The 24,628-nt window shown below is 63.3% G+C and carries 24 protein-coding genes; 11 read left to right on the plus strand and 13 right to left on the minus strand.

What is annotated here, in order from left to right; translation table 11 throughout:
• Nucleotides 1-9: 9 nt before the first annotated feature.
• From pcaD to ACMGT0_RS08105, 3 genes are all read left to right on the plus strand, one after another.
• Nucleotides 10-804, plus strand: a complete 795-nt coding sequence (pcaD, locus tag ACMGT0_RS08095) for a 3-oxoadipate enol-lactonase (RefSeq protein WP_416772134.1) — start codon at nucleotides 10-12, stop codon at nucleotides 802-804.
• A gap of 11 nt (nucleotides 805-815) precedes the next feature.
• Entirely contained in the window at nucleotides 816-1,208 is a 393-nt protein-coding gene (pcaC, locus tag ACMGT0_RS08100; protein ID WP_054060792.1) for a 4-carboxymuconolactone decarboxylase, read from the plus strand.
• A gap of 271 nt (nucleotides 1,209-1,479) precedes the next feature.
• Nucleotides 1,480-2,379 (plus strand): polysaccharide deacetylase family protein, encoded by a 900-nt coding sequence (locus ACMGT0_RS08105; protein ID WP_192842797.1) that lies wholly within the window; start codon nucleotides 1,480-1,482, stop codon nucleotides 2,377-2,379.
• A 153-nt stretch (nucleotides 2,380-2,532) separates the two neighbouring features.
• Here the strand turns inward: ACMGT0_RS08105 and ACMGT0_RS08110 are convergent, their stop codons facing one another.
• The 4 genes from ACMGT0_RS08110 to ACMGT0_RS08125 form a co-directional block, all read right to left on the minus strand.
• On the minus strand, nucleotides 2,533-3,795 hold the full coding sequence (locus ACMGT0_RS08110) for an OprD family porin (protein WP_416772136.1): 1,263 nt from the start codon (nucleotides 3,793-3,795) through the stop codon (nucleotides 2,533-2,535).
• Between the two features lie 291 nt (nucleotides 3,796-4,086).
• Complete coding sequence (locus ACMGT0_RS08115) at nucleotides 4,087-5,538, minus strand: AdeC/AdeK/OprM family multidrug efflux complex outer membrane factor (protein WP_054063949.1); 1,452 nt, start codon at nucleotides 5,536-5,538, stop codon at nucleotides 4,087-4,089.
• Entirely contained in the window at nucleotides 5,535-8,687 is a 3,153-nt protein-coding gene (locus tag ACMGT0_RS08120; protein ID WP_054058906.1) for an efflux RND transporter permease subunit, read from the minus strand. Before ACMGT0_RS08120 ends, ACMGT0_RS08115 begins: the two co-directional genes overlap by 4 nt.
• A 3-nt stretch (nucleotides 8,688-8,690) precedes the next feature.
• Nucleotides 8,691-9,854 (minus strand): efflux RND transporter periplasmic adaptor subunit, encoded by a 1,164-nt coding sequence (locus ACMGT0_RS08125; RefSeq protein ID WP_054058907.1) that lies wholly within the window; start codon nucleotides 9,852-9,854, stop codon nucleotides 8,691-8,693.
• 254 nt (nucleotides 9,855-10,108) lie between these two features.
• Between ACMGT0_RS08125 and emhR the strand changes: the two genes are divergently transcribed.
• Complete coding sequence (emhR, locus tag ACMGT0_RS08130) at nucleotides 10,109-10,741, plus strand: efflux system transcriptional repressor EmhR (protein WP_054058908.1); 633 nt, start codon at nucleotides 10,109-10,111, stop codon at nucleotides 10,739-10,741.
• A gap of 162 nt (nucleotides 10,742-10,903) precedes the next feature.
• Nucleotides 10,904-11,791 (plus strand): DMT family transporter, encoded by an 888-nt coding sequence (locus ACMGT0_RS08135; protein ID WP_054058909.1) that lies wholly within the window; start codon nucleotides 10,904-10,906, stop codon nucleotides 11,789-11,791.
• A gap of 15 nt (nucleotides 11,792-11,806) precedes the next feature.
• On the opposite strand, the gene ACMGT0_RS08140 is transcribed toward ACMGT0_RS08135, so the two are convergent.
• The 7 genes from ACMGT0_RS08140 to ACMGT0_RS08170 form a co-directional block, all read right to left on the minus strand.
• Entirely contained in the window at nucleotides 11,807-12,667 is an 861-nt protein-coding gene (locus ACMGT0_RS08140; protein WP_152974355.1) for a hypothetical protein, read from the minus strand.
• A 61-nt stretch (nucleotides 12,668-12,728) separates the two neighbouring features.
• Entirely contained in the window at nucleotides 12,729-13,169 is a 441-nt protein-coding gene (locus ACMGT0_RS08145) for a hypothetical protein (protein WP_054058911.1), read from the minus strand.
• A 58-nt stretch (nucleotides 13,170-13,227) separates the two neighbouring features.
• Nucleotides 13,228-14,442: an ABC transporter permease gene (locus ACMGT0_RS08150; RefSeq protein WP_416772140.1), complete on the minus strand. Its 1,215-nt coding sequence runs from the start codon at nucleotides 14,440-14,442 to the stop codon at nucleotides 13,228-13,230.
• 171 nt (nucleotides 14,443-14,613) lie between these two features.
• Nucleotides 14,614-15,072, minus strand: coding sequence for a hypothetical protein (locus ACMGT0_RS08155; protein ID WP_054058913.1), 459 nt, complete (start codon nucleotides 15,070-15,072; stop codon nucleotides 14,614-14,616).
• A gap of 232 nt (nucleotides 15,073-15,304) precedes the next feature.
• The gene (locus tag ACMGT0_RS08160; protein ID WP_416772142.1) at nucleotides 15,305-16,354 is read right to left on the minus strand and encodes an alkene reductase; all 1,050 of its coding nucleotides are present in this window, start codon (nucleotides 16,352-16,354) and stop codon (nucleotides 15,305-15,307) included.
• 20 nt (nucleotides 16,355-16,374) lie between these two features.
• Complete coding sequence (locus ACMGT0_RS08165; protein ID WP_054058915.1) at nucleotides 16,375-17,541, minus strand: MFS transporter; 1,167 nt, start codon at nucleotides 17,539-17,541, stop codon at nucleotides 16,375-16,377.
• Nucleotides 17,542-17,554: 13 nt separating this feature from the next.
• Nucleotides 17,555-17,857, minus strand: a complete 303-nt coding sequence (locus ACMGT0_RS08170) for an ArsR/SmtB family transcription factor (protein WP_054058916.1) — start codon at nucleotides 17,855-17,857, stop codon at nucleotides 17,555-17,557.
• 156 nt (nucleotides 17,858-18,013) lie between these two features.
• On the opposite strand from ACMGT0_RS08170, the gene ACMGT0_RS08175 reads away from it, so the two are divergent.
• Nucleotides 18,014-18,601, plus strand: coding sequence for an ACP phosphodiesterase (locus tag ACMGT0_RS08175; protein WP_054058917.1), 588 nt, complete (start codon nucleotides 18,014-18,016; stop codon nucleotides 18,599-18,601).
• A 101-nt stretch (nucleotides 18,602-18,702) separates the two neighbouring features.
• On the opposite strand, the gene ACMGT0_RS08180 is transcribed toward ACMGT0_RS08175, so the two are convergent.
• Together ACMGT0_RS08180 and olsB are read right to left on the minus strand one after the other, a co-directional pair.
• Nucleotides 18,703-19,509 (minus strand): lysophospholipid acyltransferase family protein, encoded by an 807-nt coding sequence (locus ACMGT0_RS08180; protein WP_054058918.1) that lies wholly within the window; start codon nucleotides 19,507-19,509, stop codon nucleotides 18,703-18,705.
• Complete coding sequence (gene olsB, locus ACMGT0_RS08185; RefSeq protein WP_054058919.1) at nucleotides 19,509-20,264, minus strand: L-ornithine N(alpha)-acyltransferase; 756 nt, start codon at nucleotides 20,262-20,264, stop codon at nucleotides 19,509-19,511. Before olsB ends, ACMGT0_RS08180 begins: the two co-directional genes overlap by 1 nt.
• A gap of 130 nt (nucleotides 20,265-20,394) precedes the next feature.
• Here olsB and ACMGT0_RS08190 point away from each other — a divergent pair, with 130 nt between their 5' ends.
• The 5 genes from ACMGT0_RS08190 to ACMGT0_RS08210 all read left to right on the plus strand — a co-directional run bounded on the left by ACMGT0_RS08190 (nucleotide 20,395) and on the right by ACMGT0_RS08210 (nucleotide 24,562).
• Nucleotides 20,395-21,273: an acyl-CoA dehydrogenase gene (locus ACMGT0_RS08190; protein ID WP_416772145.1), complete on the plus strand. Its 879-nt coding sequence runs from the start codon at nucleotides 20,395-20,397 to the stop codon at nucleotides 21,271-21,273.
• Between the two features lie 59 nt (nucleotides 21,274-21,332).
• On the plus strand, nucleotides 21,333-22,433 hold the full coding sequence (locus ACMGT0_RS08195; protein ID WP_416772147.1) for a serine hydrolase domain-containing protein: 1,101 nt from the start codon (nucleotides 21,333-21,335) through the stop codon (nucleotides 22,431-22,433).
• Nucleotides 22,430-22,759: a hypothetical protein gene (locus ACMGT0_RS08200; RefSeq protein ID WP_054058921.1), complete on the plus strand. Its 330-nt coding sequence runs from the start codon at nucleotides 22,430-22,432 to the stop codon at nucleotides 22,757-22,759. The genes ACMGT0_RS08195 and ACMGT0_RS08200 overlap by 4 nt, the downstream gene beginning before the upstream one ends.
• Nucleotides 22,760-22,822: 63 nt before the next feature.
• Nucleotides 22,823-23,401, plus strand: a complete 579-nt coding sequence (locus tag ACMGT0_RS08205) for a YceI family protein (protein ID WP_273826213.1) — start codon at nucleotides 22,823-22,825, stop codon at nucleotides 23,399-23,401.
• A 3-nt stretch (nucleotides 23,402-23,404) separates the two neighbouring features.
• Entirely contained in the window at nucleotides 23,405-24,562 is a 1,158-nt protein-coding gene (locus ACMGT0_RS08210) for a phospholipase D-like domain-containing protein (protein WP_416772150.1), read from the plus strand.
• The last annotated feature ends 66 nt before the right edge of the window (nucleotides 24,563-24,628 follow it).

Raw genomic sequence — 24,628 nt, forward strand, 5'->3', positions numbered from 1 at the left:
GAGATTGTCGTGGCTTTTGTACAACTGGCTGATGGCGAACTGCACTACCGCTTCGACGGTCCGCAGGAGGCACCGGTGCTGGTGCTCTCCAACTCCCTGGGCACCGACCTGGGCATGTGGGACACCCAGATCCCGGCGTTCGCCGAACACTTCCGGGTGCTGCGCTACGACACCCGTGGCCATGGTCGTTCGCTGGTGACCGAAGGTCCGTACAGCATCGAGCAACTGGGCCGTGACGTAGTGGCCCTGCTCGATGCGCTGGGTATCGAGCGGGCGCACTTCTGCGGCCTGTCCATGGGCGGGCTGATCGGCCAGTGGCTGGGTATCCATGCCGGCCAGCGCTTGAACAGGCTGATCGTGTGCAACACGGCGGCGAAGATCGGCGACCCGGCGATGTGGAATCCGCGCATCGAGACCGTGTTGCGCGATGGCGCGGCGGCCATGGCCGCCTTGCGCGACGGGGCGATCGCCCGCTGGTTCACGCCGCAGTTTTCCGCCGCGCAGCCACAGCAGGTCAAGCCGATCACCGACATGCTCGCCGCCACGTCGCCGCAAGGCTATGCGGCCAACTGCGCGGCGGTGCGCGATGCCGATTTTCGCGAGCAACTGGACAGGATCCGCGCTCCGGTGCTGGTGATCGCCGGCAGCGAGGATGCGGTAACGCCGCCCAGCGGCAGTCTGTTCATCCAGCAGCACGTCAAGGGCGCCGAGTACGCCGAATTCCATGCCGCCCACCTGTCGAACGTACAGGCCGGCGATGCCTTCAGCCAGCGCGCGCTGGATTTCCTGCTGGACCGGGTTTGAGGAGAGTGTCCGTGGACGAGAAACAACGTTATGCCGAGGGGATGCGGGTGCGGCGTGCCGTGCTCGGGGATGCCCATGTCGACCGCAGCCTGAACAACCTGACCGAGTTCAACTCGGAGTTCCAGGAGATGATCACCCGCCATGCCTGGGGTGATATCTGGACCCGCCCGGGGTTGCCCCGGCACACGCGCAGCCTGATCACCATCGCCATGCTGATCGGCATGAACCGCAACGAGGAGCTCAAGTTGCACCTGCGGGCCGCGGCCAACAACGGCGTGACCCGCGAAGAGATCAAGGAAGTGCTGATGCAGAGCGCCATCTATTGCGGTATCCCGGCGGCCAACGCGACCTTCCACCTGGCGGAATCGGTGTGGGACGAACTGGGCGTGGAATCGCGTCAGTAAGCCCTCCACGGCCTGTTCCCATGCGCCTGCCTGGGAACAGGCCGTGGCGGCGGTCCTTTCTCATTCGTCTGAAAAAACGCCCATCCCGGAACACTTGGCGTTTTCGCTGATCTGACAGGAACGATGGCCCCTCCGTGTGATGGCGGAGGGCAGGGACGTTGCGCCATCCTGTCGGTAAGATGCGCACTCAAGTTCCCATTCCGTTCTGCATGACGATGGCTTGAATACATCTTGGTTCTGCAATTGTTGTGACCTGGACCAGGCCAACCTCATGAAATCGCTTTTGACCTCATTCCTGGTGCTTGCGCTCGCCACGGGCCTGGCCGGCTGTATCGGCCCGCCGATCCCCCTGAGCCCGAGCACCGAACAGGCGCTACGCACGCAGCCGCCGATCCGTTTCCTGCTGACCTTCGATGACGGGCCCAGTGCGTCGAGTTTCTACAACCCGACCGCGTCGGTGCTCGACGACCTGGCCCATAACCCGATTCAGCCGGGCATCAAGGCGGTGTTCTTCGTCCAGACCGGTGCCCCCAGGGCCGGCAACAGCGACATAGGCCGGGCGCTGATGCGGCGCGAACATGCCGAGGGGCATGTCCTCGGCTTTCATACGGCGGGGCACTGGCACACCAACCATCGTTCATTGAATCCGCAGGAACTGGAACAGTCACTGAACGATGGCAGTGCCGTTATCGCAGCGATCACCGGTGCTCCGCCGACCCTCCTGCGGCCGCCGTTCTGGAACTACGACAAGCGCACGTTCGCGGCCTACCGGCAGCATGGGCTGCACGTGCTGCTGACTGACCTCAGTGCCAACGATGGCAAGGTCTGGGGGATCACCGCGAGCCCGCAGCGCCGGGCCAACCTGCTCAAGCACCTGGCCGAGGTGCGCGAGCAGATCGCCCGGGGCGAGATGCCGGTGGTCGATGGGGTGATTCCGGTGGTGGTGACCTTCCACGACCTCAACCGCTATACCGCCCGGCACATGCAGGAGTACCTGCAGATCCTGATGGATTGTGCGCGGGAGACCGGTGTGCGGACTGCCGAGCAGCCGTTCTACACCGATCGTTCGGCGCTGCTGCGGGCGGTACTGGCGCGTACGGTGCCGAGCAGCTCCACGCCGGTACACTTGCCCGGTTTCTGGGATTGGTGGTGGGACCGCGATTCGCACTGAGTCGAGCAGTGTTGCCGGTGGCCGGTTCGCGGGCAAGTCCTGCTCCTGCAGATTTGTGTCGCATGCAAGCCCGCGTAAGACTCCACTCATGTAGGAGCAGGGCTTGCCCGCGAATAGGCCCTGAAGTCCTGCTCTCAAAGTCAGCCCAACCGGTTACAGCAACGAGATCGGGTAGCTGATGATCAGGCGGTTCTCGTCGAACTCGTTGGTGCTGTAGTCCCTGCGGATGCTCGAGTTGCGCCAGCGGATGTTCAGGTTGCGCAAGGTGCCGCTCTGGACGGTGTAGCCCAGTTCCGACTCACGCCCCCATTCCTTGCCGTCGGTGACCGCGCCGACATGCACGTTGTCACCGCGGATGTAGCGGTTCATCAGGGTCAGCCCCGGAATTCCCAGCGCGGCGAAGTTGTAGTCATGGCGCAACTGCCAGGACTTTTCCTGCGCATTGTCATAGCTGCTGTTGTAGCTGTCGTTGGCCAGGGTGCCGCCGCTGGTGCCGTTGACCCGCATCCAGGCGCTGTCGCCGGTGAGCTTCTGCAGGCCGACGTAGAAGGTGTTGCCGCCGTACTTGGCCGAGAACAACCCCGACCAGGTTCTGTTCTCCAGGTCGCCGGCCAGCGCGCTGCCGTCTTCCTTGCCGTAGAAGAAACCGAGGTTGGCGCCCAGGGTCCAGTCGCCCAGTGGCTGGCTGTGGACCAGATTGACGTACTGCTGGCGGTAGATGTCCTTCAGTTGGGCATTCCAGAGGCCGATCAGGGTGCGCTTGTCGTTGAAGGTGTATTCGCCGCCGGCGAAGTTGAAGCGGTCGGAGGTGAAGGTGGCTTTGCCCTGCATGTACATGTCGGTCATGCTCGAATCGTTGCGCGGGCTGTTCTTCTGGAACTGGCCGCCGTACAGCGTCAGGCCGTCGATCTCCTTCGAGGTGACCTGGCCGCCGCGGAAGGTCTGCGGCAGCGAGCGGCCGTCGTCGGAACGGAGGATCGGCAGCACCGGCATCCATTCGCCGACCTTCAGCTCGGTTTTGGAAATCCGTGCCTTGAACGCCACGTCCAGGCGGCCGAAGTTGTCCGCCGGGCGCCCGTCACGGTCCAGCGGCAGCAGTTGCGTGCCGCCGGTGCCTTTGCCGCCGTCGAGCTTTTGGGAAAAGGTGCCGAGCACGTCGACGCCGAAACCGACGGTGCCCTGGGTGAAGCCGGAGCGGGCGTCGAGGATGAAGTTCTGCGTCCATTCCTCGGCCTTGCCCTGGGGGTAGGCCGGGTTGGTGAAGTTGCGGTTGATGTAGAAGTTACGCAGGTTCAGGTTGGCCTGGGCGTCTTCCACAAAGCCATGTTCCTCGGCCATGGCCGGCAGGGCCGCACCGGCGAGGGCGAGGGTCAGCAGGGCAAGTGGGGGACGGTTGCTGTGGTTCAGTGGCTTCATGGATCGGTCTCTCTAATTGTTAGGGGTGAAGCAGGGCGCAGCCGCAACCCGGGGGTTGCAGACAAGGGGCTTACAGGGGGAACGAACGGCTGCGATCAGCCGCTGAGGGCAGGGCGTCGGGACATGGCGGGTGAACCTGTTGTTATTGGTATGGGTCGATGCGCTGGCATGGTGCGGCGGATCGAACCGCGTGTTCAATCGGGGTTTGACGGTTTTGGGCGATTATCGAACGGAACAGTGCGGGCATGAAAAAACCCGCCAATGGCGGGTTTTTGTGCAGCGTGAACGACCTCAGCCTTTCGGTGGCGTCTCGTCGATCGGCCGGGCCTGGCCGGTCTGTTCGTTCCAGCCACCGCCGAGGGCCTTGTACAGGTTGACCTCGCTGGTGAGCTGCGACAGGCGATCGCTGATCAGCGATTGCTGGGCGCTGAACAACGAGCGCTGGGCATCGAGGAAGGTCAGGTTGCTGTCGACGCCAATGCGGTAGCGACGCTCGGCCAGGCGGTAGTAGTCCTGGTTGGCGGCGACCAGGTCGCGTTGGGCCTGCAACTGTTCGTTGAAGGTCTGGCGTGCGGCCAGGCCGTCGGAGACTTCCTTGAAGCCGGTCTGGATCGCCTTCTCGTAGTTGGCGACGCTGATTTCCTTCTGGATCTTGGAGTAATCCAGGCTGGCTCTCAGGCTGCCGGCGTTGAAGATCGGGATGCTGATCTTCGGCGAGAACAGCCAGGTGCCCGAACCGCCCTTGAACAGGCCGCCCAGGTCCGGGCTCAGGGTGCCGGCGTTGGCGGTCAGGCTGATGCTCGGGAAGAACGCCGCACGTGCCGCGCCGATGTTGGCGTTGGCCGCCATCAACTGGTGCTCGGCGCTGAGGATGTCCGGACGCCGCTGCAGCAGGTCCGAAGGCAGGCCGGCTGGCAGTTCGCTGAGCAGTTTGGCCGACAGCGGCTGGGCCGCCGGCAGGTTGGCCGGAATACCGGTGCCCAGCAGTTGCGTCAGGCTGTTCTGGTCTTCGGCGACCTGGCGGGTGAACTGCGCCAGCTTGACCCGTGCGCCTTCCACCGAGGTCCGCGCCTGGCTCAGGTCCAGGGCCGAGGCCACGCCGACTTCGTTGCTGCGCGAGGTGAGCCTGTAGCTTTCCTCGTAGGCCGCCAGGGTTTCCTGGGTCAGCTTGAGCAGTTCCTTGTCGGCCTGCCAGGTCAGGTAGGCGTTGGCGACACTGGCCACCAGGCTGATCTGCGTGGTACGGCGGGCCTCTTCGCTGGCGAAGTAGGTCTGCAGCGCCTGTTCGCTCAGGCTGCGGATACGGCCGAACAGGTCCAGTTCATAGGAACTGACGCCAAGGGTCGCCGAGTACTGGCTGGTGATCGCAGCCTTGCCGGTGCCCGAGGCATCGGCCGGGACCCGCTGGCGGCTGCCGCTGCCGTCGGCGCTGACGGCCGGGAACAGGTCGGCGCGCTGGATCTGGTATTGGGCCCGGTAGGCTTCGATGTTCAGCGCCGCGACCCGCAGGTCGCGGTTGTTTTCCAGCGCCACCTGGATCAGTTGCTGCAGCGCCGGGTCGTTGAAGAACTGGCGCCAACCCTGTTCGGCCGCGGCGACGTTCGCCGCCTGGGCCGGCGAGTAGGCCGGTCCTTGCGGGTACTGCGCCGCTACCGGCGCCTCGGGGCGCTGGTAGTCGGGGATCAGCGAGCAGCCGCTGAGCACGAAGGCCGCGACCGCTACAGAGAGAAGGGACTTGCTCATTGGCCAGCCTCATGCTGTGGAGTTTCAGGGGTTGCTGGTTTCGCGTGCTTCTTCTCGCCACCAATGGCCGAGACGGCAACGAAGAATAACGGAACCCAGAAAATCGCCAAGACGGTTGCGCTGATCATACCGCCAACCACCACGGTACCAATGGCGTGCTGACTGCCGGAGCCGGCGCCGGTGGAGATCGCCAGCGGTACCACGCCGAGAATGAACGCCAGCGAGGTCATGATGATCGGACGCAGACGCATGCGGCAGGCCTCGATCGCCGCATCGCGCAGGCTCTTGCCCTGTTCGTGCAGTTCCTTGGCGAACTCGACGATCAGGATGGCGTTCTTCGCCGCCAGACCGATGGTGGTCAACAGCCCCACCAGGAAGTACACATCGTTGGACAGGCCGCGCAGGGTGGTCGCCAGCAGTGCACCGATGATCCCCAGCGGTACCACCAGTACCACCGCGATCGGGATCGACCAGCTTTCGTACAGCGCCGCCAGGCACAGGAACACCATCAGCAGCGACAGGGCGAACAGCGCTGGCGCCTGGGAACCGGACAGGCGTTCCTCGTACGACAGGCCGGTCCAGGAAATACCGACACCCGCCGGCAGCTTCTTGGCGATGGCCTCGACTTCCGCCATGGCCTCACCGGTGGTGTGGCCCGGTGCCGGGGCACCGAGGATTTCCATCGCCTCGACGCCGTTGTAGCGCGCCAGCTTGGGCGAGCCGTAGACCCACTCGCCCTTGGCGAATGCCGAGAATGGAACCATGGTGCCGCTGCTGCTGCGCACGTACCACTTCTGCAGGTCCTCAGGGCTCATCCGCGAGGCAGGCTTGCCCTGGATGTAGACCTTCTTCACCCGACCGCGGTCGATGAAGTCGTTGACATAACTGCCGCCCAGCGCGATCGACAGGCTGTTGTTGATGTCCGACAGGCTCACGCCCAGGGCGCTGGCGCGCTCGTCGTCGATGCTCAACTGGTATTGCGGTTCATCGTTCAGGCCGTTGGGACGGACCGCCGCGAGGACCTTGCTCTGTGCCGCCATGCCAAGGAACTGGTTGCGAGCTTCCATCAGCTTCTGGTGGCCGACGCCGGCACGGTCCTGCAGGTAGACGTCGAAACCGGTGGCGTTACCCAACTCCAGCACCGCCGGCGGGGCGAAGGCGAACACCATCGCGTCGCGGAAGCTGAAGAAATGCGCCTGGGCCCGTTCCGCCAGCTTGAACACACTGTTGTCGGCGTTACGCTGGTCCCACGGCTTGAGCATGATGAAGGCCATACCCGAGCTCTGGCCACGGCCGGCGAAGTTGAAACCGGTCACGGTGAATACCGAACTCACGGCTCCCGTTTCGTCCTTGAGCAGGTAGGCGCGCATCTTGTCGACCACCGCCTGGGTCCGCTCGGCACTGGAGCCGGCCGGGGTCTGGACCTGGGCGAAGAGTACGCCCTGGTCTTCTTCCGGCAGGAACGAGGTGGGGATACGGGCGAACAGCCAGATCATGCCGACCACGATCAGGGCGTAGGCCAGCAGATACGGCGCCTTGTGCGCCAGGATGCCGCCGACGCTGCGCTCGTAGGCCCGCACGCTGCGGTCGAAATTGCGGTTGAACCAGCCGAAGAAGCCGCGTTTCGGTGTGCCATGCTCGCCATGGGGAATGGCCTTGAGCAGGGTGGCGCACAGCGCCGGGGTGAAGATCAGCGCCACCAGCACCGACAGGCCCATGGCCGAAACGATGGTGATGGAGAACTGGCGGTAGATCACACCGGTGGAGCCGCCGAAGAACGCCATCGGCAGCAGTACCGCCGAGAGCACCATGGCGATACCCACCAGTGCCCCCTGGATCTGGCCCATGGACTTCTTGGTCGCTTCCTTGGGCGAGAGACCTTCCTCGCTCATCACCCGTTCGACGTTCTCCACCACGACGATGGCGTCGTCCACCAGCAGGCCGATGGCCAGCACCATGCCGAACATGGTCAGGGTGTTGATGCTGAAGCCGGCCGCCGCGAGGATCCCGAAGGTACCCAGCAGGACCACCGGCACGGTCATGGTGGTGATGATGGTGGCGCGGAAGTTCTGCAGGAACAGGAACATCACCAGGAACACCAGCACGATCGCTTCCATCAGGGTTTCAACCACACCCTTGATCGATTCGCTCACCACCGGCGTGGTGTCGTACGGGAATACCACTTTCATCCCGGGCGGGAAGAACGGTTCCAGGTCGCTGATGGTCTTGCGCAGCGCCTTGGCGGTGTCCAGGGCGTTGGCGCCGTTGGCCAGCTTGACCGCCAGGCCCGATGCCGGGCTACCGTTGTACTGGGCGGAGACACTGTAGTTCTCGCCACCCAGGCTGACATCGGCGACGTCACCCAGGCGCACTTGCGAGCCGTCCTTGTTGACCTTGAGCAGGATATTCTTGAATTGCTCGGCGGTCTGCAGGCGGGTCTTGCCGATGATGGTGGCGTTCAGTTGCTGGCCAGGCAATGCCGGCAGGCCACCCAGTTGCCCGGAAGACACCTGGACGTTCTGTGCGGCCACGGCGGTCTTCACGTCCACCGGGGTCAGCTGGTAGTTGTTCAGCTTGGCCGGATCGAGCCAGATCCGCATCGCGTACTGGGCACCGAACACCTGGAAGTCACCGACGCCGGCAGTCCGCGAGATCGGGTCCTGCATGTTGGAGACGATGTAGTTCGACAGGTCGTCCTTGGTCATGCTGCCGTCGGTCGACACCACGCCGATCACCATCAGGAAGTTCTTCACCGCCTTGGTGACGCGGATACCCTGCTGCTGCACTTCCTGCGGCAAGAGGGGCGTGGCCAGGTTCAGCTTGTTCTGGACCTGGACCTGGGCTGTGTCGGAACTGGTGCCCTGCTCGAAGGTGGCGGTGATGGTCATGCTGCCGTCGGAGTTGCTTTCCGAGGAGACATAACGCAGGTTGTCGATACCGTTGAGCTGCTGTTCGATCACCTGGACCACGGTGTCCTGCACGGTCTGCGCCGAGGCGCCCGGGTAGGTCACGGAAATGGCGATGGCCGGTGGCGCAATCGCCGGGTACTGGTTGATCGGCAACTTGAGGATCGAGAGCGCGCCGACCAGCATGATCACCAGGGCGATCACCCAGGCGAAGATCGGGCGGTCGATAAAGAATTTCGACATGGTTTACTCCCCTTTGCTGCCCGCGGCTTTGTCGGTTGCCGGGGCAGGGGCCGGGTTGGCGGTTTTGACGTTGGTGGCTTCGCTGGCCTTGACCTCGACGCCTGGGCGCACGAACTGCAGGCCTTCGGTGATCACCCGATCACCCGACTTTAGGCCGTCCTCGACCAGCCACTGGCTGCCCTGGGTACGGCTGGCCTTGAGCTGACGCAGCTCGACCTTGTTGTCCGGGCCGACGACCAGTGCGGTCGGGGTGCCCTTGAGGTCACGGGTCACGCCTTGTTGCGGCACGAGGATCGCCGCGCTGTTCACTCCGGACTGCAACTGGGCATGGACGAACATGCCGGGCAGCAGCGAGTGGTCAGGGTTCGGGAACACCGCGCGCAGGGTCACGGAACCGGTGGTTTCATCCACGGTGACTTCCGAGAACTCCAGCTTGCCCGGCTGGGCGTAGGTGCTGCCGTCTTCCAGGGTCAGCTTGACCATGGCCGCGTTGTCGCCGGCCTTCTGCAGGCGACCGCTGTCCAGTTCGCGCCGCAGCTTGAGCAGGTCGGCGGTGGATTGCGTGATGTCGACGTAGATCGGGTCCAACTGAGTGATCGTCGCCATGGCATCGCTCTGGCCGGTGCTGACCAGTGCGCCTTCGGTCACCGAGGAGCGGCCGATGCGGCCGGACAGCGGGGCCAGCACTTTGGTGTAGCGCACATTGATCTGCGCGCTTTGCAGGTTCGCTTCCGACTGCAGGCGGTTGGCCACGGCCGTGTCGTATTCCTGGCGGCTGACGGCCTGCTCGTTCACCAGTTGCTTGTAGCGGTCGGCGATCGACCGGGTCGACTGCAGGTTCGCCTCGGCGCTTTTCAGCGTCGCTTCATAGACCGATGGGTCGATCTGATAGAGCTGCTGGCCGGCCTTGACGTCGCCGCCTTCCTTGAACAGGCGCTTGAGAATGATGCCATTGACCTGCGGCCGGACTTCGGCGATGCGATAGGCCGTGGTACGGCCGGGCAGCTCGGAGATCAGGGTGAAGGGTTGGGCTTGCAGGGTCACGACGCCGACCTGAGGGGCGGGGGCGGCCGCCGGAGCGGCTTCTTCCTTTTTATTGCATCCGCTGAGCAGCGATGCCAGGGCGACGGCGGTGACCAGAGCGGTAACAGCTGGCTTGAGTTGCATGAAGATCCTCGGGTCAGGCGCGCGTGAAGCGCACAAGAAGGGTGGAAGGGTATGAAGGGTGATCCGACTGGATTAATAGGTTGCTAATGAATATACTTACATTCACGTTTGTTTGTAAAGGCTTGAACTTTTGCCAAAAGTCGTTACAAAGCACGGATTTCATCTCGGGAAAAGGCACAAAAATCGCCTCCCGTCGTTAAGCCCGGATTAAACCCAGGGGGAGTCCGCGGCACCCTGATCGAGGTTTTACTGCCATGGTTCGTCGTACCAAAGAAGAAGCTCAGGAAACCCGCAGGCAGATTCTCGAAGCTGCCGAGAAGGCGTTCTACGAGCGCGGTGTGGCGCGTACCACCCTGGCCGACATCGCGACCCTGGCGGGGGTCACGCGCGGTGCCATCTACTGGCACTTCAGCAACAAGGCCGACCTGGTGCAGGCGATGCTCGACTCGCTGCGCGAGCCGCTGGATGACATGGCCAAGGCCAGTGAGGATCAGGACGAGCCCGACCCGTTGGGCTGCATGCGCCAATTGCTGATTCATTTGTTTCAGCAGATTGCTCTCGACCCGAAAGTCCGACGCATTAATGAAATTTTGTTTCATAAGTGCGAGTTCACCGATGAAATGTGTGACCTGCGCCGCCAGCGTCGTGCCGTCAGCCTGGACTGCAACGCGCACATCGAACTGGCCTTGCGTAATGCGGTGAACCGAGGACAGCTTCCCGAGAATCTCGATACGGCCCGCGCGGCCATCAGTCTCCATGCCTGGATCGATGGCATCCTCTATCAATGGCTGCTGGCGCCGGACAGCTTCGACCTGAATAAAGATGCCGAGCGCTGGGTCGATACAGGGTTGGACATGCTGCGTCTGAGCCCCAGCCTGCGCAATTGAGTCAAAATGTGTAACTGAGTCCAGCGCTGCCAGTATCCTGTGCCAGTCACCTCAACCCGACGGCGCGTGCCTCGACAGCGGGCATCATTTATATACCGCCGCGCTGCATCTTGGTAGTTAGTGTGCTAAGTATTTTGTAGTGAATTTGTTGCGAGCCTGTGAATGAATGTACCGAACCTGCTGCACAAGGGCTCCGAGCAGCCGCTCAAGGGCATCGCGCTGATCTGTGGGGCGGTACTGCTGTTCGCCAGCCACGATGCGCTGTCCAAGTACCTGTCGGCCTTCTACCCGATCGTGATGGTGGTCTGGGCCCGCTACGTGGTCCATACCCTGTTGATGCTGGTGGTGTTCGTGCCGCGCAGCGGCCTGTCGGCGGTGGTACGCACCAAGCGCCCGGGGCTGCAGCTGCTGCGTGCGCTGTGCCTGATCGGCACCAGCCTGTTGTTCACCACCGGCTTGCGCTACATCCCGCTGGCGGAAGCCACCTCGGTCAACTTCCTCGCGCCGCTGCTGGTGACCGCCCTGTCGGTGCCGCTGTTGGGTGAGCGGGTCAGCCGCGGTCAGTGGGCGGCGGTGATCGCCGGTTTTGTCGGGGTGCTCATCATCATTCGTCCGGGTAGTGCGCTGTTCACCCCGGCGATTCTGCTGCCACTGTGCTCGGCGTTGTGCTTCGGTTTCTACCAGTTGCTGACCCGCATGCTCAGCGGCATCGACAGCCCGACCACCAGCAACTTCCTCACCGGCATTCTCAACAGCCTGATCATGACGGCCATGCTGCCGTTCTTCTGGAGCGCGCCGACCCTGGTCCATGGCCTGTTCATGATTGGCCTGGGCACCTGCGGCATGCTCGGCCACCTGCTGCTGACCCAGGCGTTCCGGCATGCCCCGCCGGCGATGCTGGCGCCGTTCAGCTACGGGCAGATTCTCTTCGCCGGCATGTATGGCTACCTGGTCTTCGACCACATGCCGGACGTGTTCGCCGTGGTCGGTATCGGGGTGATCTGCCTGAGCGGATTGTTGGTGGCCTGGGGACAGCGCAAGCGCGGCTGACCCCAGGGGCGGCCGTCAGCCGTTGCGATTGCCGCTGAGAAACGTGGCCAATGACGATTGCCAGCCGCCCTTGCGCATCATCTGCAGCAGGGCCCTGTGCCAGACGTCTTTCAGGGTTTCGGTGGTTGTTGCGCCGGGCTCGGCGGAGGGCGTGGTGCTGTTCTCGGCGGTGGCAGCCTGCTGCTTTTTGGCCATGCGTTCCAGTACCGTTGTGTTGAGAATTTCCTTGGACTTGTGCTCGATGTAGCCTTGTTTGCGCTCGTAGGTCTGGAACTGAGGCGGCAGTTTCACATCCGGATCGCCGGTACTGGAAAAGCGGGTGATGACTTTTTCCAGAAAGTCGAAATCGCAGAAGTGGTGAGTCCCGAGGCCGGGGTCCGTCGTGTAACGTATGAAGCCTTGATCCAGAAGGCTGCCTTTCATGGCTTCACCCTTGAGAACCCTGTCGGCTGTTGCAGCGTCTTTTTCAATGAAACTGTAGCTTAGTCGATGTCCTTCATTATCGTACATGTGGCCACTGTTCAGATTGCCCATCATCCTCCCGTTTTGATATTTACGATAATCTGCCAGGTCCCACGCCAGGGATGTGACATGTCTGGGGGATGCTCCCTGTTCCTGAGCGAATTCGTAAATGCGTGCCAATAGATCCCGGTCGGCTTGAGTCAGGTAGTATTTGTCACTCTTGTCTGTGTCGAACTTTGTCTCAAAGTGCGGGTTGAGCTCCCCGTTGTATATGTGAGTGATCAACAATGCGTAGCCACTGATTGAAACTGATGGAGGCTCGGTGGTGGAGGCATTTTTTTCGGGCGTCTTTTGCGGGGCTTTGGTTGTTTGGGAAGTATAGTTGTATAAGTTGTCTGTTTGAGTGATTTTCATCTTGTTGACCTTGTGGGTTCATAGAGGCTCCGCCAGTTTTTTCTGCTGGCGGAGCGACTTCTCAGTGGTAGCTGTACTCAAAGGTGACGCTGTCTTCTCCTGCAGGGTGAGCAGTTTCTTTCAGGTTTTTTGAGATGTGGGTGATATGTACGCTTACTCCATGTCCAAAGCGTTTTTGATTGAAGAGTTTGGTGCTTCCTGTTGCATTTGGGATGATGATTTGACACTCGCCTTCTATGTTGGAAGGCGAATCGATATAGCAAATTTTTACCTCTTCGTTTGGTGCATCAGGATAGAACGTCGTGCTCCAGCGAATTTCTCTCAGCTTCATCTGAACGTTGATCGGATGAGTGAAATCGGCGAGTAGTAGGCTATGCCTGGATGTTGCCGTATCTGCATAGCTATAGAGACTGGGTGGCCTTTTCGACTTGGTGATACTGGCATCCGCTGCAAAAGTTTGAGTGCTGGCCAAAATCAGGGCGAGCGAAAGCATCTTTTTCATGACGATGTTCCTGAAAAATGAGTAGGTGTTTAGGTTTTAAATGTGATGCCGGTTTCAGTTATTCAGAAGCAGTCTCCCGTAGTGCTTCCATGGGTTGCAGGCGGGAGGCTTTCAGGGCCGGATGCAGGCCGAAGAACACACCGGTCAGCAGCGAGCTGCCAGTACCGAGCAGCAGGGCTTCCAGGCTCAGGCGCAAGGGCCAATTGGCGAAGTGACTGAAAATCAGTGCGGCGAGGCTGCCCAGCACCGCCCCAACGAGGACGCCGGGCAGCGACAGGCACAGTGCCTCGCAGAGAAAGGCATTGCGGATATCCCGGGAGCGGGCACCGAGCGCCAGGCGCAGGCCGATCTCCCGGCGCCGTTCGGCCAGGTTCATCAGCATCACGTTCATGACACCGACGCCCGCCACCAGCAGGACGATGCCGCCCAGACCGGCCAGCAGGCGAGAGAAGGTCACGGCCTGGCGTTTCAGGCCGTCGAGCAACTGTCGTGGGATCTGTATCTCGACTTTCTGGCCATGGAGCAGCGCCGGCAGTTGGTTTTTCAGGGCTTGTGCCGTCAGATCCGGATCGGCATGCGTTGCGATCCGCACGATCAGGCTGTCGATCTTTGGTTCAGGGAACAACCGTCGCAGCCCCTCTGCGGGGATCAGGACCGAGTGATCGATATCCACTGGAAGCAATGGGTTGCCGGAATGCTCTGCCACGATACCGACAACGCTGAACAGATAGCCTTCGATGGGCAGTCGATCCTGGAGTTGCAGGGGGCGGCCTTTCATCGAGAGTTGGTGCGCGACCTGAGCGCCGACCACGGCAAATGTTTCCTGATGGTCGAATGGGTTCAGGAGTCGACCGTTCTGCAGCTTCAGGTCGAGGGCCTTTGCCAGGTCGCCAGAGGTACCGACCAGGGCGGCATCGACCTCGATTGCCGAATGCCTGAAGCGGACCGAATACAGGCTGACAGGCGCAATATCGATCAGTTGTGGGAGGGAACTGCGCAAGGTCTGCGCATCGAATGTCACGGGCGGGGGAAGGGAGGTTTTGCGCCCCGGCGAAAACCGGGCCACCAGCATGTCGGTGCCCATGGCCTGGAACGCACGCAGGGCTTCGGATTGTGCGCTGTTGCCGATGTTCAGCAGGGCGATGATCGAGCCGCTGCCGATGGTCAGTCCCAACAGGCTGAGCCAGGCGCGCCGGCCGGCCAGCCGCAGGTTGTCGATGGCCTCGGCCAGTACCTGGTGCGGCAGGGGGCCGTAGTGTTCGAGGTCGATCATGCGATCCTTCCGTTGAACCGATCACTGTGCAGATGCTTCAAGAATCGGCCGCTGGGAAGGGGACTAAATAGGAATGGTTTCCGTTTGTTGCGTGGGAATTTTCCATGGCTGTCAGCGTTTTGAGTGACATCGACAGCCCTGGTGGAGGTGATTCATCCAGCTTCGATAGGCTCAGCCCATGCTGAATTTCACGCTATAGCTGTAGGGCGGGACCTTGAGTGTCTTGCTCAGGCGGGCCTTGCAGGAAGCCGCATGTTCCCCGATCGACTCGGCCTGGCGGGACCAGGTGGGCAGGTAGCTGGTGTGTTCCGAGTCGGTGAAGCGCTGCTTCAGCGAGTGCTGGGCGACGAACCGGCATTTGCGTGGCCCGGAGCCGTAGATGAACCAGGCCCGCGGCCCTTCCAGGCGCAGTTCCCGACGTTCGCCGCTGGCGATCGAGAAGTTCGAAACCGGAGCACCCTTCAGGTCCAGGCCGGTACCGAGCAGTTCGAGTGGTTGTGGCGACTCGTTGCTGATTTCCACGATGACCGTCGCCGAAGGCTCGGTGCCCGCGGCATAGGCGGCAAATGACAGCAGGCCGGAGAGGGCCGCGCAGGACAGGGCTACGCCCAGCAATTGCATGAGGTACATGTTAAGTCCTTTTGGGTGGATCGCGGTGGCAGCGCCATTCCGTGACGCTGCACGCTTTTCCGCAGTCGGATAGCGCCAGGCAAGTATGAGGATCGGGACAAAAAAAGCTCGCGGTGAACCACTCTCTGTTCTGTGAGTGTTTTCCGATATCCAGGCCGGGACATTCAACTACAACGAAAAAGCCCCGGCTCTTGCGAGTCGGGGCCTGCACACACTACTGACGTTTCTGAGTTTACAGCGTCGGGTAGTCGATGTAGCCGACCGGACCCTTGCCGTAGAAGGTTTCCGGGTGCGCCGCGTTCAGCTCGGCGTCGGCCTTCAGGCGGGCCGGCAGGTCCGGGTTGGCGATGAAGGGGACGCCGAAGGCCACCGCGTCGGCCTTGCCTTCGGCCAGCCAGGCATTGGCACTGTCCTTGGTGAAGCGTTCGTTGGCGATGTAGGTGCCGCCGAACGCCGCTTTCAGCTGTGGGCCGAGGCTGTCGTCGGCTTCCTTCTCCCGCGAGCAGATGAAGGCGATGCCACGCTTGCCCAGTTCCCGGGCGACGTAGGTGAAGGTTTGCGCGAGATTGTCGTCGCCCATGTCATGGGAGTCGGCACGGGGAGCAAGGTGTACGCCGACCCGGCCGGGGCCCCAGACTTCCACCACGGCGTCGGTCACTTCGAGCAGCAGGCGGGCGCGGTTTTCCAGGGAACCGCCGTAGTGGTCGGTGCGCTGGTTGGTGCTGCTCTGCAGGAACTGGTCGAGCAGGTAGCCGTTGGCGGCATGGATTTCCACGCCATCGAAACCGGCGGCCTTGGCGTTTTCCGCACCGACGCGAAAGGCCTCGATGACGTCGGCGATCTCGGCGGTTTCCAGGGCGCGTGGGGTCGGGTAGTCCGCTTGCGGACGGACCAGGCTCACGTGGCCCTTGGGCTGGATCGCGCTCGGTGCGACCGGCAATTCACCGTTCAGGTACGACGGGTGGGAAATTCGCCCCACGTGCCACAGTTGCAGGAAGATCCGGCCACCGGCGGCATGCAGGGCCTTGGTCACGTTGGTCCAGCCGCGGACCTGGTCGTTGGACCAGATCCCGGGGGTGTCGGGGTAGCCGACGCCCATCGGTGTGACCGAGGTGGCCTCGCTGAGGATCAGCCCGGCGGAGGCGCGCTGTACGTAGTATTCGGCCATCAGCGCGTTCGGCACACGGCCTTCGTCGGCCCGGCAGCGGGTCAGCGGAGCCATGACGATGCGGTTCGGCAGTTCGAGATCGCCCAGTTTGATCGGATCGAAAATAGTTGCCATGGGTACAACCCTCTTGATGATTAGTTGCTAGCTGGAACCAGTTCGGCGGGGCCGTTCTGGCGAAAGGTGATCAGGGTCACCAGCAGCGCGAGCACTGCCAGTGCGCCAGCGGCCAGGGGCACGCTGGTGAGGCCCAGGCCATGGGCGATGACACTGCCGCCGACCCAGGCGCCGAGAGCGTTGCCGACGTTGAAGGCGCCGATGTTCAGGGTCGAGACCAGGTTGGGGGCGGCCTGGCCGTAGGTCACCACGTTGACCTGCAGCGCCGGGACGGCGGCGAAGCAGGCCGTGGCCCAGAGGAACAGGGTGAGCTCGGCGGGAATGACCAGCACGCTGCTCCAGGTCAGGGCGGTCGCCAGCACGGCCATGGCGATGAACACGCCGATCAGCGTCGCGGCCAGGTTGCGGTCCGCCAGTTTGCCGCCGAGGATGTTGCCGAGGGTCAGGCCCAGGCCCATCAGCACCAGGGTCCAGGTCACGCCCCGTGGTGACACGCCGGTGACTTCGCCGAGCAGCGGCGCGATGTAGGTGAACAGGGCGAACACGGCGGCGGAGAACAGTGCGGTCATGCTCAGCGACAGCCATAGGCCGGCGCCCTTGAGTGCGCCGAGTTCGGCGCGCATGTCGAGTTTTTCCTCGTCGTGTTTCACCGGCAGGAAGCGGATCAGGCCGATCAGCGCGATCACGCCGATGACAGTCACCGCCCAGAAGGTCGAGCGCCAGCCGGCCTGTTGCCCCAGGGCGGTGCCCAGCGGTACGCCGAGCACGTTGGCCAGGGTCAGGCCGGTGAACATCAGGGCCACGGCGGAGGCACGCTTGTCCGGTGCCACGAGGTTGGCGGCGACGACCGAGCCGATACCGAAGAAGGCACCGTGGCACAGGGCGGTGATGATCCGTGCCAGCATCAGCACGTTGTAGTCACTGGCCACCGCGCAAAGCAGGTTGCCGACGATGAAGATCCCCATCAGTACCACCAGGGCCGCCTTGCGTGGCAGCCGCGAGGTGGCCATGGCCATGAACGGTGCGCCGATCGCCACGCCCAGAGCGTAGCCGGTCACCAGCCAGCCGGCACCGGGAATCGACACGCCGAGGTCGGTCGCCACATCGGGCAGCAGGCCCATGATGACGAACTCGGTGGTGCCGATGGCAAAGGCGCTCAGGGCCAGGATGAGTAGCGGGAGGGGCATCGTATGCGATCCTTTAGAGCTCTTGGCTCATGATGCGGAGGAATTCCTGGATGGTTTCCTCGTTGCGTTTGAAGAAATGCCACTGGCCCGCCTTCTGGCTGCTGATCAGACCGGCCCGCTGCAGCGTCGCCAGGTGCGCCGACACGGTCGACTGCGACAGGCCGCAGCGTTGGTCGATCTGCCCGGCGCAGATACCGTACTCGTGGTTGTGCAACTGGTCGGGGAACTGGGCTTTCGGGTCTTTCAGCCAGTGGAGGATGTCTCGGCGTACTGGGTGCGCCAGCGCTTTTATTATTTCGTCGAGGTCGAGGGTCATGGCGGTGTCTCAGGGGTGATAAAACGGTATATCGCGATGGGGCGAAATATAAATCGCTATTTCGCGATATGCCAATATGATTTTGCTCTGTGTTCAGCATGAATCGCTATATCGGGTTATAACGATACAGAGGTGGCGAGTGCTAAGCTGGGAGCCATGAACTATCTCGCACATCTTCATCTGGGCGGACAGCACCCGGAACAACTGCTCGGCAGCCTCTATGGCGACTTCGTCAAGGGGCGCGTGGAGGGGCAGTTCACGCCTTCGATCGAGGCTGCGATCCTGCTGCATCGCCGGATCGATGTCTTTACCGACAGCCATCCCCTGGTGGACCAGGCGCTGTCGCGTTTCGAGCTGACCCGTCGACGTTATGCCGGGATCGTCCTGGATGTGTTCTTCGACCATTGCCTGGCGCGGGACTGGGCCCTGTATGCCGAGGGCCCGCTGGAGGGTTTCACCGCCGGGGTCTATCGGGTGCTGGCGCGTGAGCCGCGCCTGCCCGGGCGCCTGGCGCAGATCGCGCCTTACATGGCGGCGGATGACTGGCTCGGTTCCTATCGCCATTTCGAGGTGCTGGGGCAGGTGTTGCGGGGCATCTCCCGGCGTTTGTCACGACCGGAGGAACTGGTCCATGCGATGGGGGAACTGGAGGCGCTGTACGAACCGTTGAGCGAGGACTTCCGACTGTTCTATCCCCGGTTGCAGGCCTTCGCGCAGGAGCGTCGTATCGACACCATCCTGTAGAGGCAGGCGGATCGCCGCACCACCTGCTCCTACAGGTTACTCAGCGTTCTCGGGACGGCGGGTGTCACCCCAGCGAAAGCGTCTTCGAAGGCGCCGAACGGTCAGGCGGCTTCCGCCTCGCTGGTGGCCACTGGGCGCGCTACCGGACGTTTCACTTCGGCGGCCTCGCCGAACAAGGCCATCTGTACCGCCTGCTGGGCCTGGAAGGCCAGGGACGCACGTTCCTGGCCATTGCAGGGGATAGGCTGCAGCAACTGGATTTCCACCTCGCCCTGGTCATTGGAGAACAGGCGCATCAGATGCGACAACAGGTCGTCGTCGCCAATGAACGGGGCCAGCTTGTCCGCCTGCCCATCGCGGGTGTAGCGGATCGCTACCGGTTGCAGCGAAACGCCCGCATCGATGGCCGCCGACAGCAGGCGACCATGGAACGTCCGCAGGGAGCGGCCGTCGGTGGTGGTGCCTTCCGGGAACATCAGCAGCGGATGGGCCTGCTCCAGGTGACGGGTCATCTGCTTGCGCACCAGTTGGCTGTCGCCCGAACCCCGGCGGATGAACAGGCTGCCGGCCTTCGCCGCCAGCCAGCCGGCCACCGGCCAGGTACGGACTTCGGCCTTGGACAGGAAGGACAGCGGGGCCAGTGCGCCGAGCAGGGCGATATCGGTCCAGGACACGTGGTTGCTGACCCACAGCATCGGTTGCGTCGGCAGCTTGCCGCGGACCGTCACGCGAAAGGGCAGGGCATGACTCAGCCGCGCCATGAAGAACCGCGACCAGCTCTGGCGACGCGCCATCGAATTGGCAATCCCCAGGCGCTCGAAGGCACCGAACACGCTGGCCATGCTCAAACCCAGCGCCACCACCAGCAGGACCCGGGCGATCCGAACGTACACCCGCAGCCGCCTCATTACACGGCCGCCTTGAAGTGCCGGGCGTAACGCGGGCACAACTCGTCGCGCTTGAGCAGGATGAATACATCGGCCACCTGGAAGTCTTGGTCCCAGCACGGCTCGCCGCAGATCTTCGCGCCCAGGCGCATGTAGGCCTTGAGCAGCGGTGGCATTTCGGCGATGACGTTGCCGGGGATATCCAGGGTCGGCAGCGGTTTTTTCGGTTCGGCGCGCAGGTGTTCGGTGCTCAGGTAGCGTTCGCGCAGGCGCTGCATGATCGCCTGGGCCTGGATACCGCCATCCTGCATCGGGATGCTGGCGCAGCCCATCAGGTAGCTGTAGCCACCCTCGTTGAGCACTTCGGCCAGTTCGCCCCAGAGCACGGCAATGGTGCCGCCGTTGCGGTAGGCCGGGTCGACGCAGGTACGGCCGATTTCCAGGATCGGGCCTTGCAGGTGGCCGAGGCCATGCAGGCTGAATTCCTCTTCACTGTAGAAACGCCCCAGGGTGTTGGCGGCCTTGTGGTCGAGCAGACGGGTGGTCGCCACCAGGCGGCCGCTGTTCAGGTCGCGCACGCCAATGTGGCTGCAGTGCACATCATAATCATCCATGTCCAGGCCGAGCTCGGCGCCTTTCAGCTTGGCATTGAATTCGCCGCTGAAAACGTTGAAGCGCAAGGCCTGGGCTTCTTGCAAGGCCGCGGCGCCCAACAGGCGTTCGGCTTGCAGGCGGCGTTCATTGCCGGTGTCGCTGATGCGGGCGATCTGAGTCATGACGCGTCTCCGGTTGCCGGCCAGGGTTGCGGCCAGTCGACTTTGTTGTGCAAAGTCAGGCTATGTAGCCCCGGTGTCATCGCCATGAAGCTTTGGTGATGCTTATATGACAGCCTCCCAGGAGCCCGCCATGCCTTGGTCCTTCCTGCTCGACCCGCCTCAACGCCAGCCCGTGCCCACCGATCTGGCGGAAGGTTACGCGCAGTTGCTCGACACCCTGGGCACGGTGACGCCGTTCGAACTGGCGGTGCGTGGCGGTCATGTCATGGCCACCCCCGGCCTGGCGTTCCTGGTGGGGTACCAGGCCGCGTTGCGCATGCTCTGGCCCAGCGCTCCGGGCAGCCTCGGCGCGTTGTGCGCCACCGAGCAGCGCAGCCTGCGTCCGGCCGACATGCAGACGCGTGTCGAAGGCTTGCGGCTTTGCGGGCGCAAGGATTTCGTCACCGCCGGCACGGCCGCCGACTGGCTGCTGGTGGCCGCGCGCAGTGAGGAGCAGGGCGAGGCGCCACGGCTGAGCCTGGTGATCGTCTACCCCGGCGAACCCGGTATCCGCCTGGAGAGCCTGCCGGCCCTGCCACTGATGCCGGAGATCGGTCACGGCCGGGTGCATTTCGACCAGGCCGCCTGCGAGCGTCTGGCCGGGGATGGCTGGGAGGCCTATGTCAAACCGTTCCGCACCCTGGAGGACATCTATGTGCTCGGCGCGCTGACGGCCTGGTTGCTGGGTGTCGGCCAGCACAGCGACTGGCCACAGGCCCTGCAATTGCGCCTGCTCGGCCTGTTGGCCGGGTTGTCCGAAGCCAGCCGGCAAAACCCGGCGGCAACGGCGGGGCACGTCCTGCTCGGCGGGCTGTTCGCCCAGTTCGATGGGCTCAAGGGCGAACTGGATGAGGCCTTCGCGGCAGGTCCGCCAGCATGGCGGGAGATGTGGCAGCGCGACCGCGGTGTGCTGGACATTGCCGCGGGCGCCCGGGCCAGGCGCCTGGCGAAGGCGTGGGCGGGCGCGTGAGCAGAACTGTCATCAGGTTCCGCTAGACTGGTCCAAAGCTATTTCTCCGAGCTCGCCCAATGTCCAGGGGTTCGACCTTCCTTGCGGTTTTCCTGCTGTGTGTCACCGCCATCGCCCGTGCCGAGAGCTGGCCTGGTGCTCAATGGGCCCCAGGTCCGCAGGCCGCCGGCCCTGCTGTCGAGGCCCTGCAGGCCTATGCCTTTGCGGCACGGGATGACAGCAGCCGAAAAGGCGTGCGCACCGATGCCCTGCTGGTGATCCGGCACGGACAGATCGTCTACGAGCGTTATGCCGGGCCGACCCGTGTCGATACGCCGCACCTGACCTGGTCGATCAGCAAGAGCATCATGGCCACGGTCCTGGGCGTCGCCTATGGCGAAGGCCTGTTCCAGTTGCACGATCCGGTGGCGAGGTTCTACCCCGCGTTCCAGGCGCACCCCAAGGTGACCCTGGAGCATCTGTTGAACTGGTCGTCGGGCATCGACTGGCAGGAAGACTATGAATATGCCCCGCTCAACTCCTCGGTGGTGGCGATGTTGTACACCCTCGGTCATGCCGACATGGCCGGCTATACCGCCGCGCAGGCTGAATACGCGGTGCCCGGTCGCTCCTTCCGTTATTCCAGCGGCGACAGCAATGCCCTGGCGGCGGCCCTGCGCGGGATCGTCGGTGAGCAGCGTTACCCGGGCTATCCCTGGACCGCGCTGTTCGATCCGCTGGGCATCCGGGGGGCGGTCTGGGAGCGAGATGGCAGCGGCACCTTCGTCGCTTCGTCCTATGCCTATCTGACGGCCCGCGACCTGGCGCGCATCGGTCTGCTGATGGAGCGCGACGGTCGCTGGCAGGACCGGCAACTGTTGCCCAGGGCCTGGGTGGAGTTCAATCGCCGGGCGTTTGCCGGTTACAAGCCCGGGCAGGATGAAGCGGTGGGCGGTGGCCAGTGGTGGCTCAATCGCTCGATCGACGGCGCGCGCAAGCCTTGGCCGGACGCGCCTTCCGACACCTTCGCCGCCCTCGGGCACTGGGGCCAGGCGCTGTACATCATTCCCAGCGCGGGCCTGGTGATCGTGCGGTACGGCGATGACCGCGATGGCAGTTATCGGCACAACGAACTGCTCAGGCTGGCCATGGCGGCTTTCGGGCCGAAGGTGTTGCCATGAGGTCCACCCGCTTCGTTCGTCGTCACCCGTTCATCAGCCTGCTGGTGTTGCTGCTGGTGGCGCTGCTCGGCTGGATCTGGCACGAGCGCGTGGCCCTGCGTGCGTTCCCGCAGATCATCAGCGCCTATACCGCCAAGGAGTATTGTTCCTGCCGGTATGTGATGGACAACACCGTCGACTATTGCCTGGGTTATGTGAAGCAATCGGTGCCGGTCAGTCGCCTGCTGGATGACCCGCGCCAACGCCGGGTCAGCGTCGAGGGTCTGGGGCGCGAGGCCACGGCCGTCTGGGTGAACGAACGCGAAGGCTGCCGGCTCAAACCCTGAACACCGTTTACTGGCGCCCTCTTGGCCGGGTAAGGTGGCGCCTACGTTCAATCAGGAGCTTGCATGCACCGGTCCCGCCTTCTTCTGGCCCTGCTCGGGGTGCTGGCCTTGCCGGCCCACGCCAACTGGTATCTGGACAACGAGTCCTCACGCCTGTCGTTTGTCAGCACCAAGAATGCCGATATTTCTGAAGTGCATCGTTTCCTGACCTTGCACGGCAAGGTCGATCGCCAGGGCGTGGCAACCCTCGATGTCGAGCTGGAGTCGGTCAGCACCGGGATTCCCCTGCGTGATGAGCGCCTGCGGCGCGAGCTGTTCGAGATCAGGCAGTATCCCGAGGCGCAGGTCACTGCGCAGATTAACGTCCAGCCGATCAACGACCTGGCGCCCGGCGCCCAACTGGAACTGCGTCTGCCGCTGGTGGTACGCCTGCATGGCAAGGAGCACAGCTACAACGCCGAACTGCTGGCAACCCGTCTCGACGACCGTCGCTTCCAGGTGGTGACCCTGGAGCCGCTGGTGGTGCACGCCGAGGACTTCGGCCTGCTGCCTGGCCTTGCGCAGTTGCGCAAGCTCGCCGGCCTGTCGGCCATCAGTCTGTCGGTACCGGTGGGTGCGGTACTGATTTTCACGGCGCGCTGAACCATGGCCGGTGCGGTCTTTCCCTGGCGCAGCGACAATGCCTTCGAGCTGTTGGTCGACGGGCCGGCGTTTTTCCCGCGCATGCTGGTGGCGATCGCCAGGGCCGAATCCCGGATCGAGCTGGAACTCTATCTGGTCGAGGCCGGCGAGTGCGCCGATGCGATGGTCCAGGCGCTGGTCCAGGCTGCCGAGCGAGGGGTGCGGGTGCGCTGCCTGTTCGATGACTATGGCAGCCTTGCCTTCACCCTGAGCCTGCGCCGACGGCTGGTCGAGGCCGGTGTCGAACTGCGCTTCTACAACCGCCTGCGCTGGCGCCGCGGGATGCGTAACCTGTATCGCGATCACCGCAAGCTGTTGCTGGTGGACAGCACCCTGGCGGTGGTCGGCGGTACGGGCGTCACCGATGAATTCTGGACCCCGAGGGACGACCGTTTCGAATGGCATGAGGTCATGGTGCAGATTCGCGGTCCGCTGGTTCTCGACTGGCAGTTGCTGTTTGACCGTCAATGGCTGGCCAACGAACAGCGCACGGCCTGGAAACCGTTCGCCGATGTCGGCCTGCCGCGCCTGCCGAGGTTGCCTCCAGCCGGGCAGGGCCTGGGCCGGGTGGCCTATGCCGACGCCCGGCAGCATCGCGATATCCTGCAATCGCTGGTACGCGCACTGAACAGCGGCAAGCAGCGGATCTGGCTGGCAACCCCGTATTTCCTGCCGACCTGGAAGGTCCGGCGTTCGCTGCGCCGGGCCGCCCAGCGCGGAGTTGACGTGCGGCTGCTGCTGACAGGGCCGCGTACTGACCACCCCTCGGTGCGTTACGCCGGCCATCGCTACTATCCTCGCCTGCTGAGGGCCGGCGTGCGGATCTTCGAGTACCAGCCCTGTTTCCTGCACCTGAAAATGGTGCTGGTCGACGACTGGGTCAGCATCGGCTCGTGCAATTTCGATCACTGGAACCTGCGCTTCAACCTGGAGGCCAATCTCGAGGCCCTTGACCCATCCCTGACCGCGGCGGTCAAGGCCAGCTTCGTCGCCGACTTCGACCTCAGCCAGCCGGTCAGTCTCGCCGACTGGAAGAAGCGGCCGCTGTGGCGTCGGATCAAGCAGCGGGTATGGGGCTGGATCGACCGCCTGGTGGTGAACGTACTGGACCGACGCAACTGATCGTTGTCACTTCAGGGTATTGCGACGGGTTGACCTGGGATAGACTCCAGGCTATCCCTCCTCCTG

It is taken from the genome of Pseudomonas sp. RHF3.3-3, assembly GCF_048069595.1.
GTDB lineage: Bacteria > Pseudomonadota > Gammaproteobacteria > Pseudomonadales > Pseudomonadaceae > Aquipseudomonas > Aquipseudomonas fuscovaginae_B.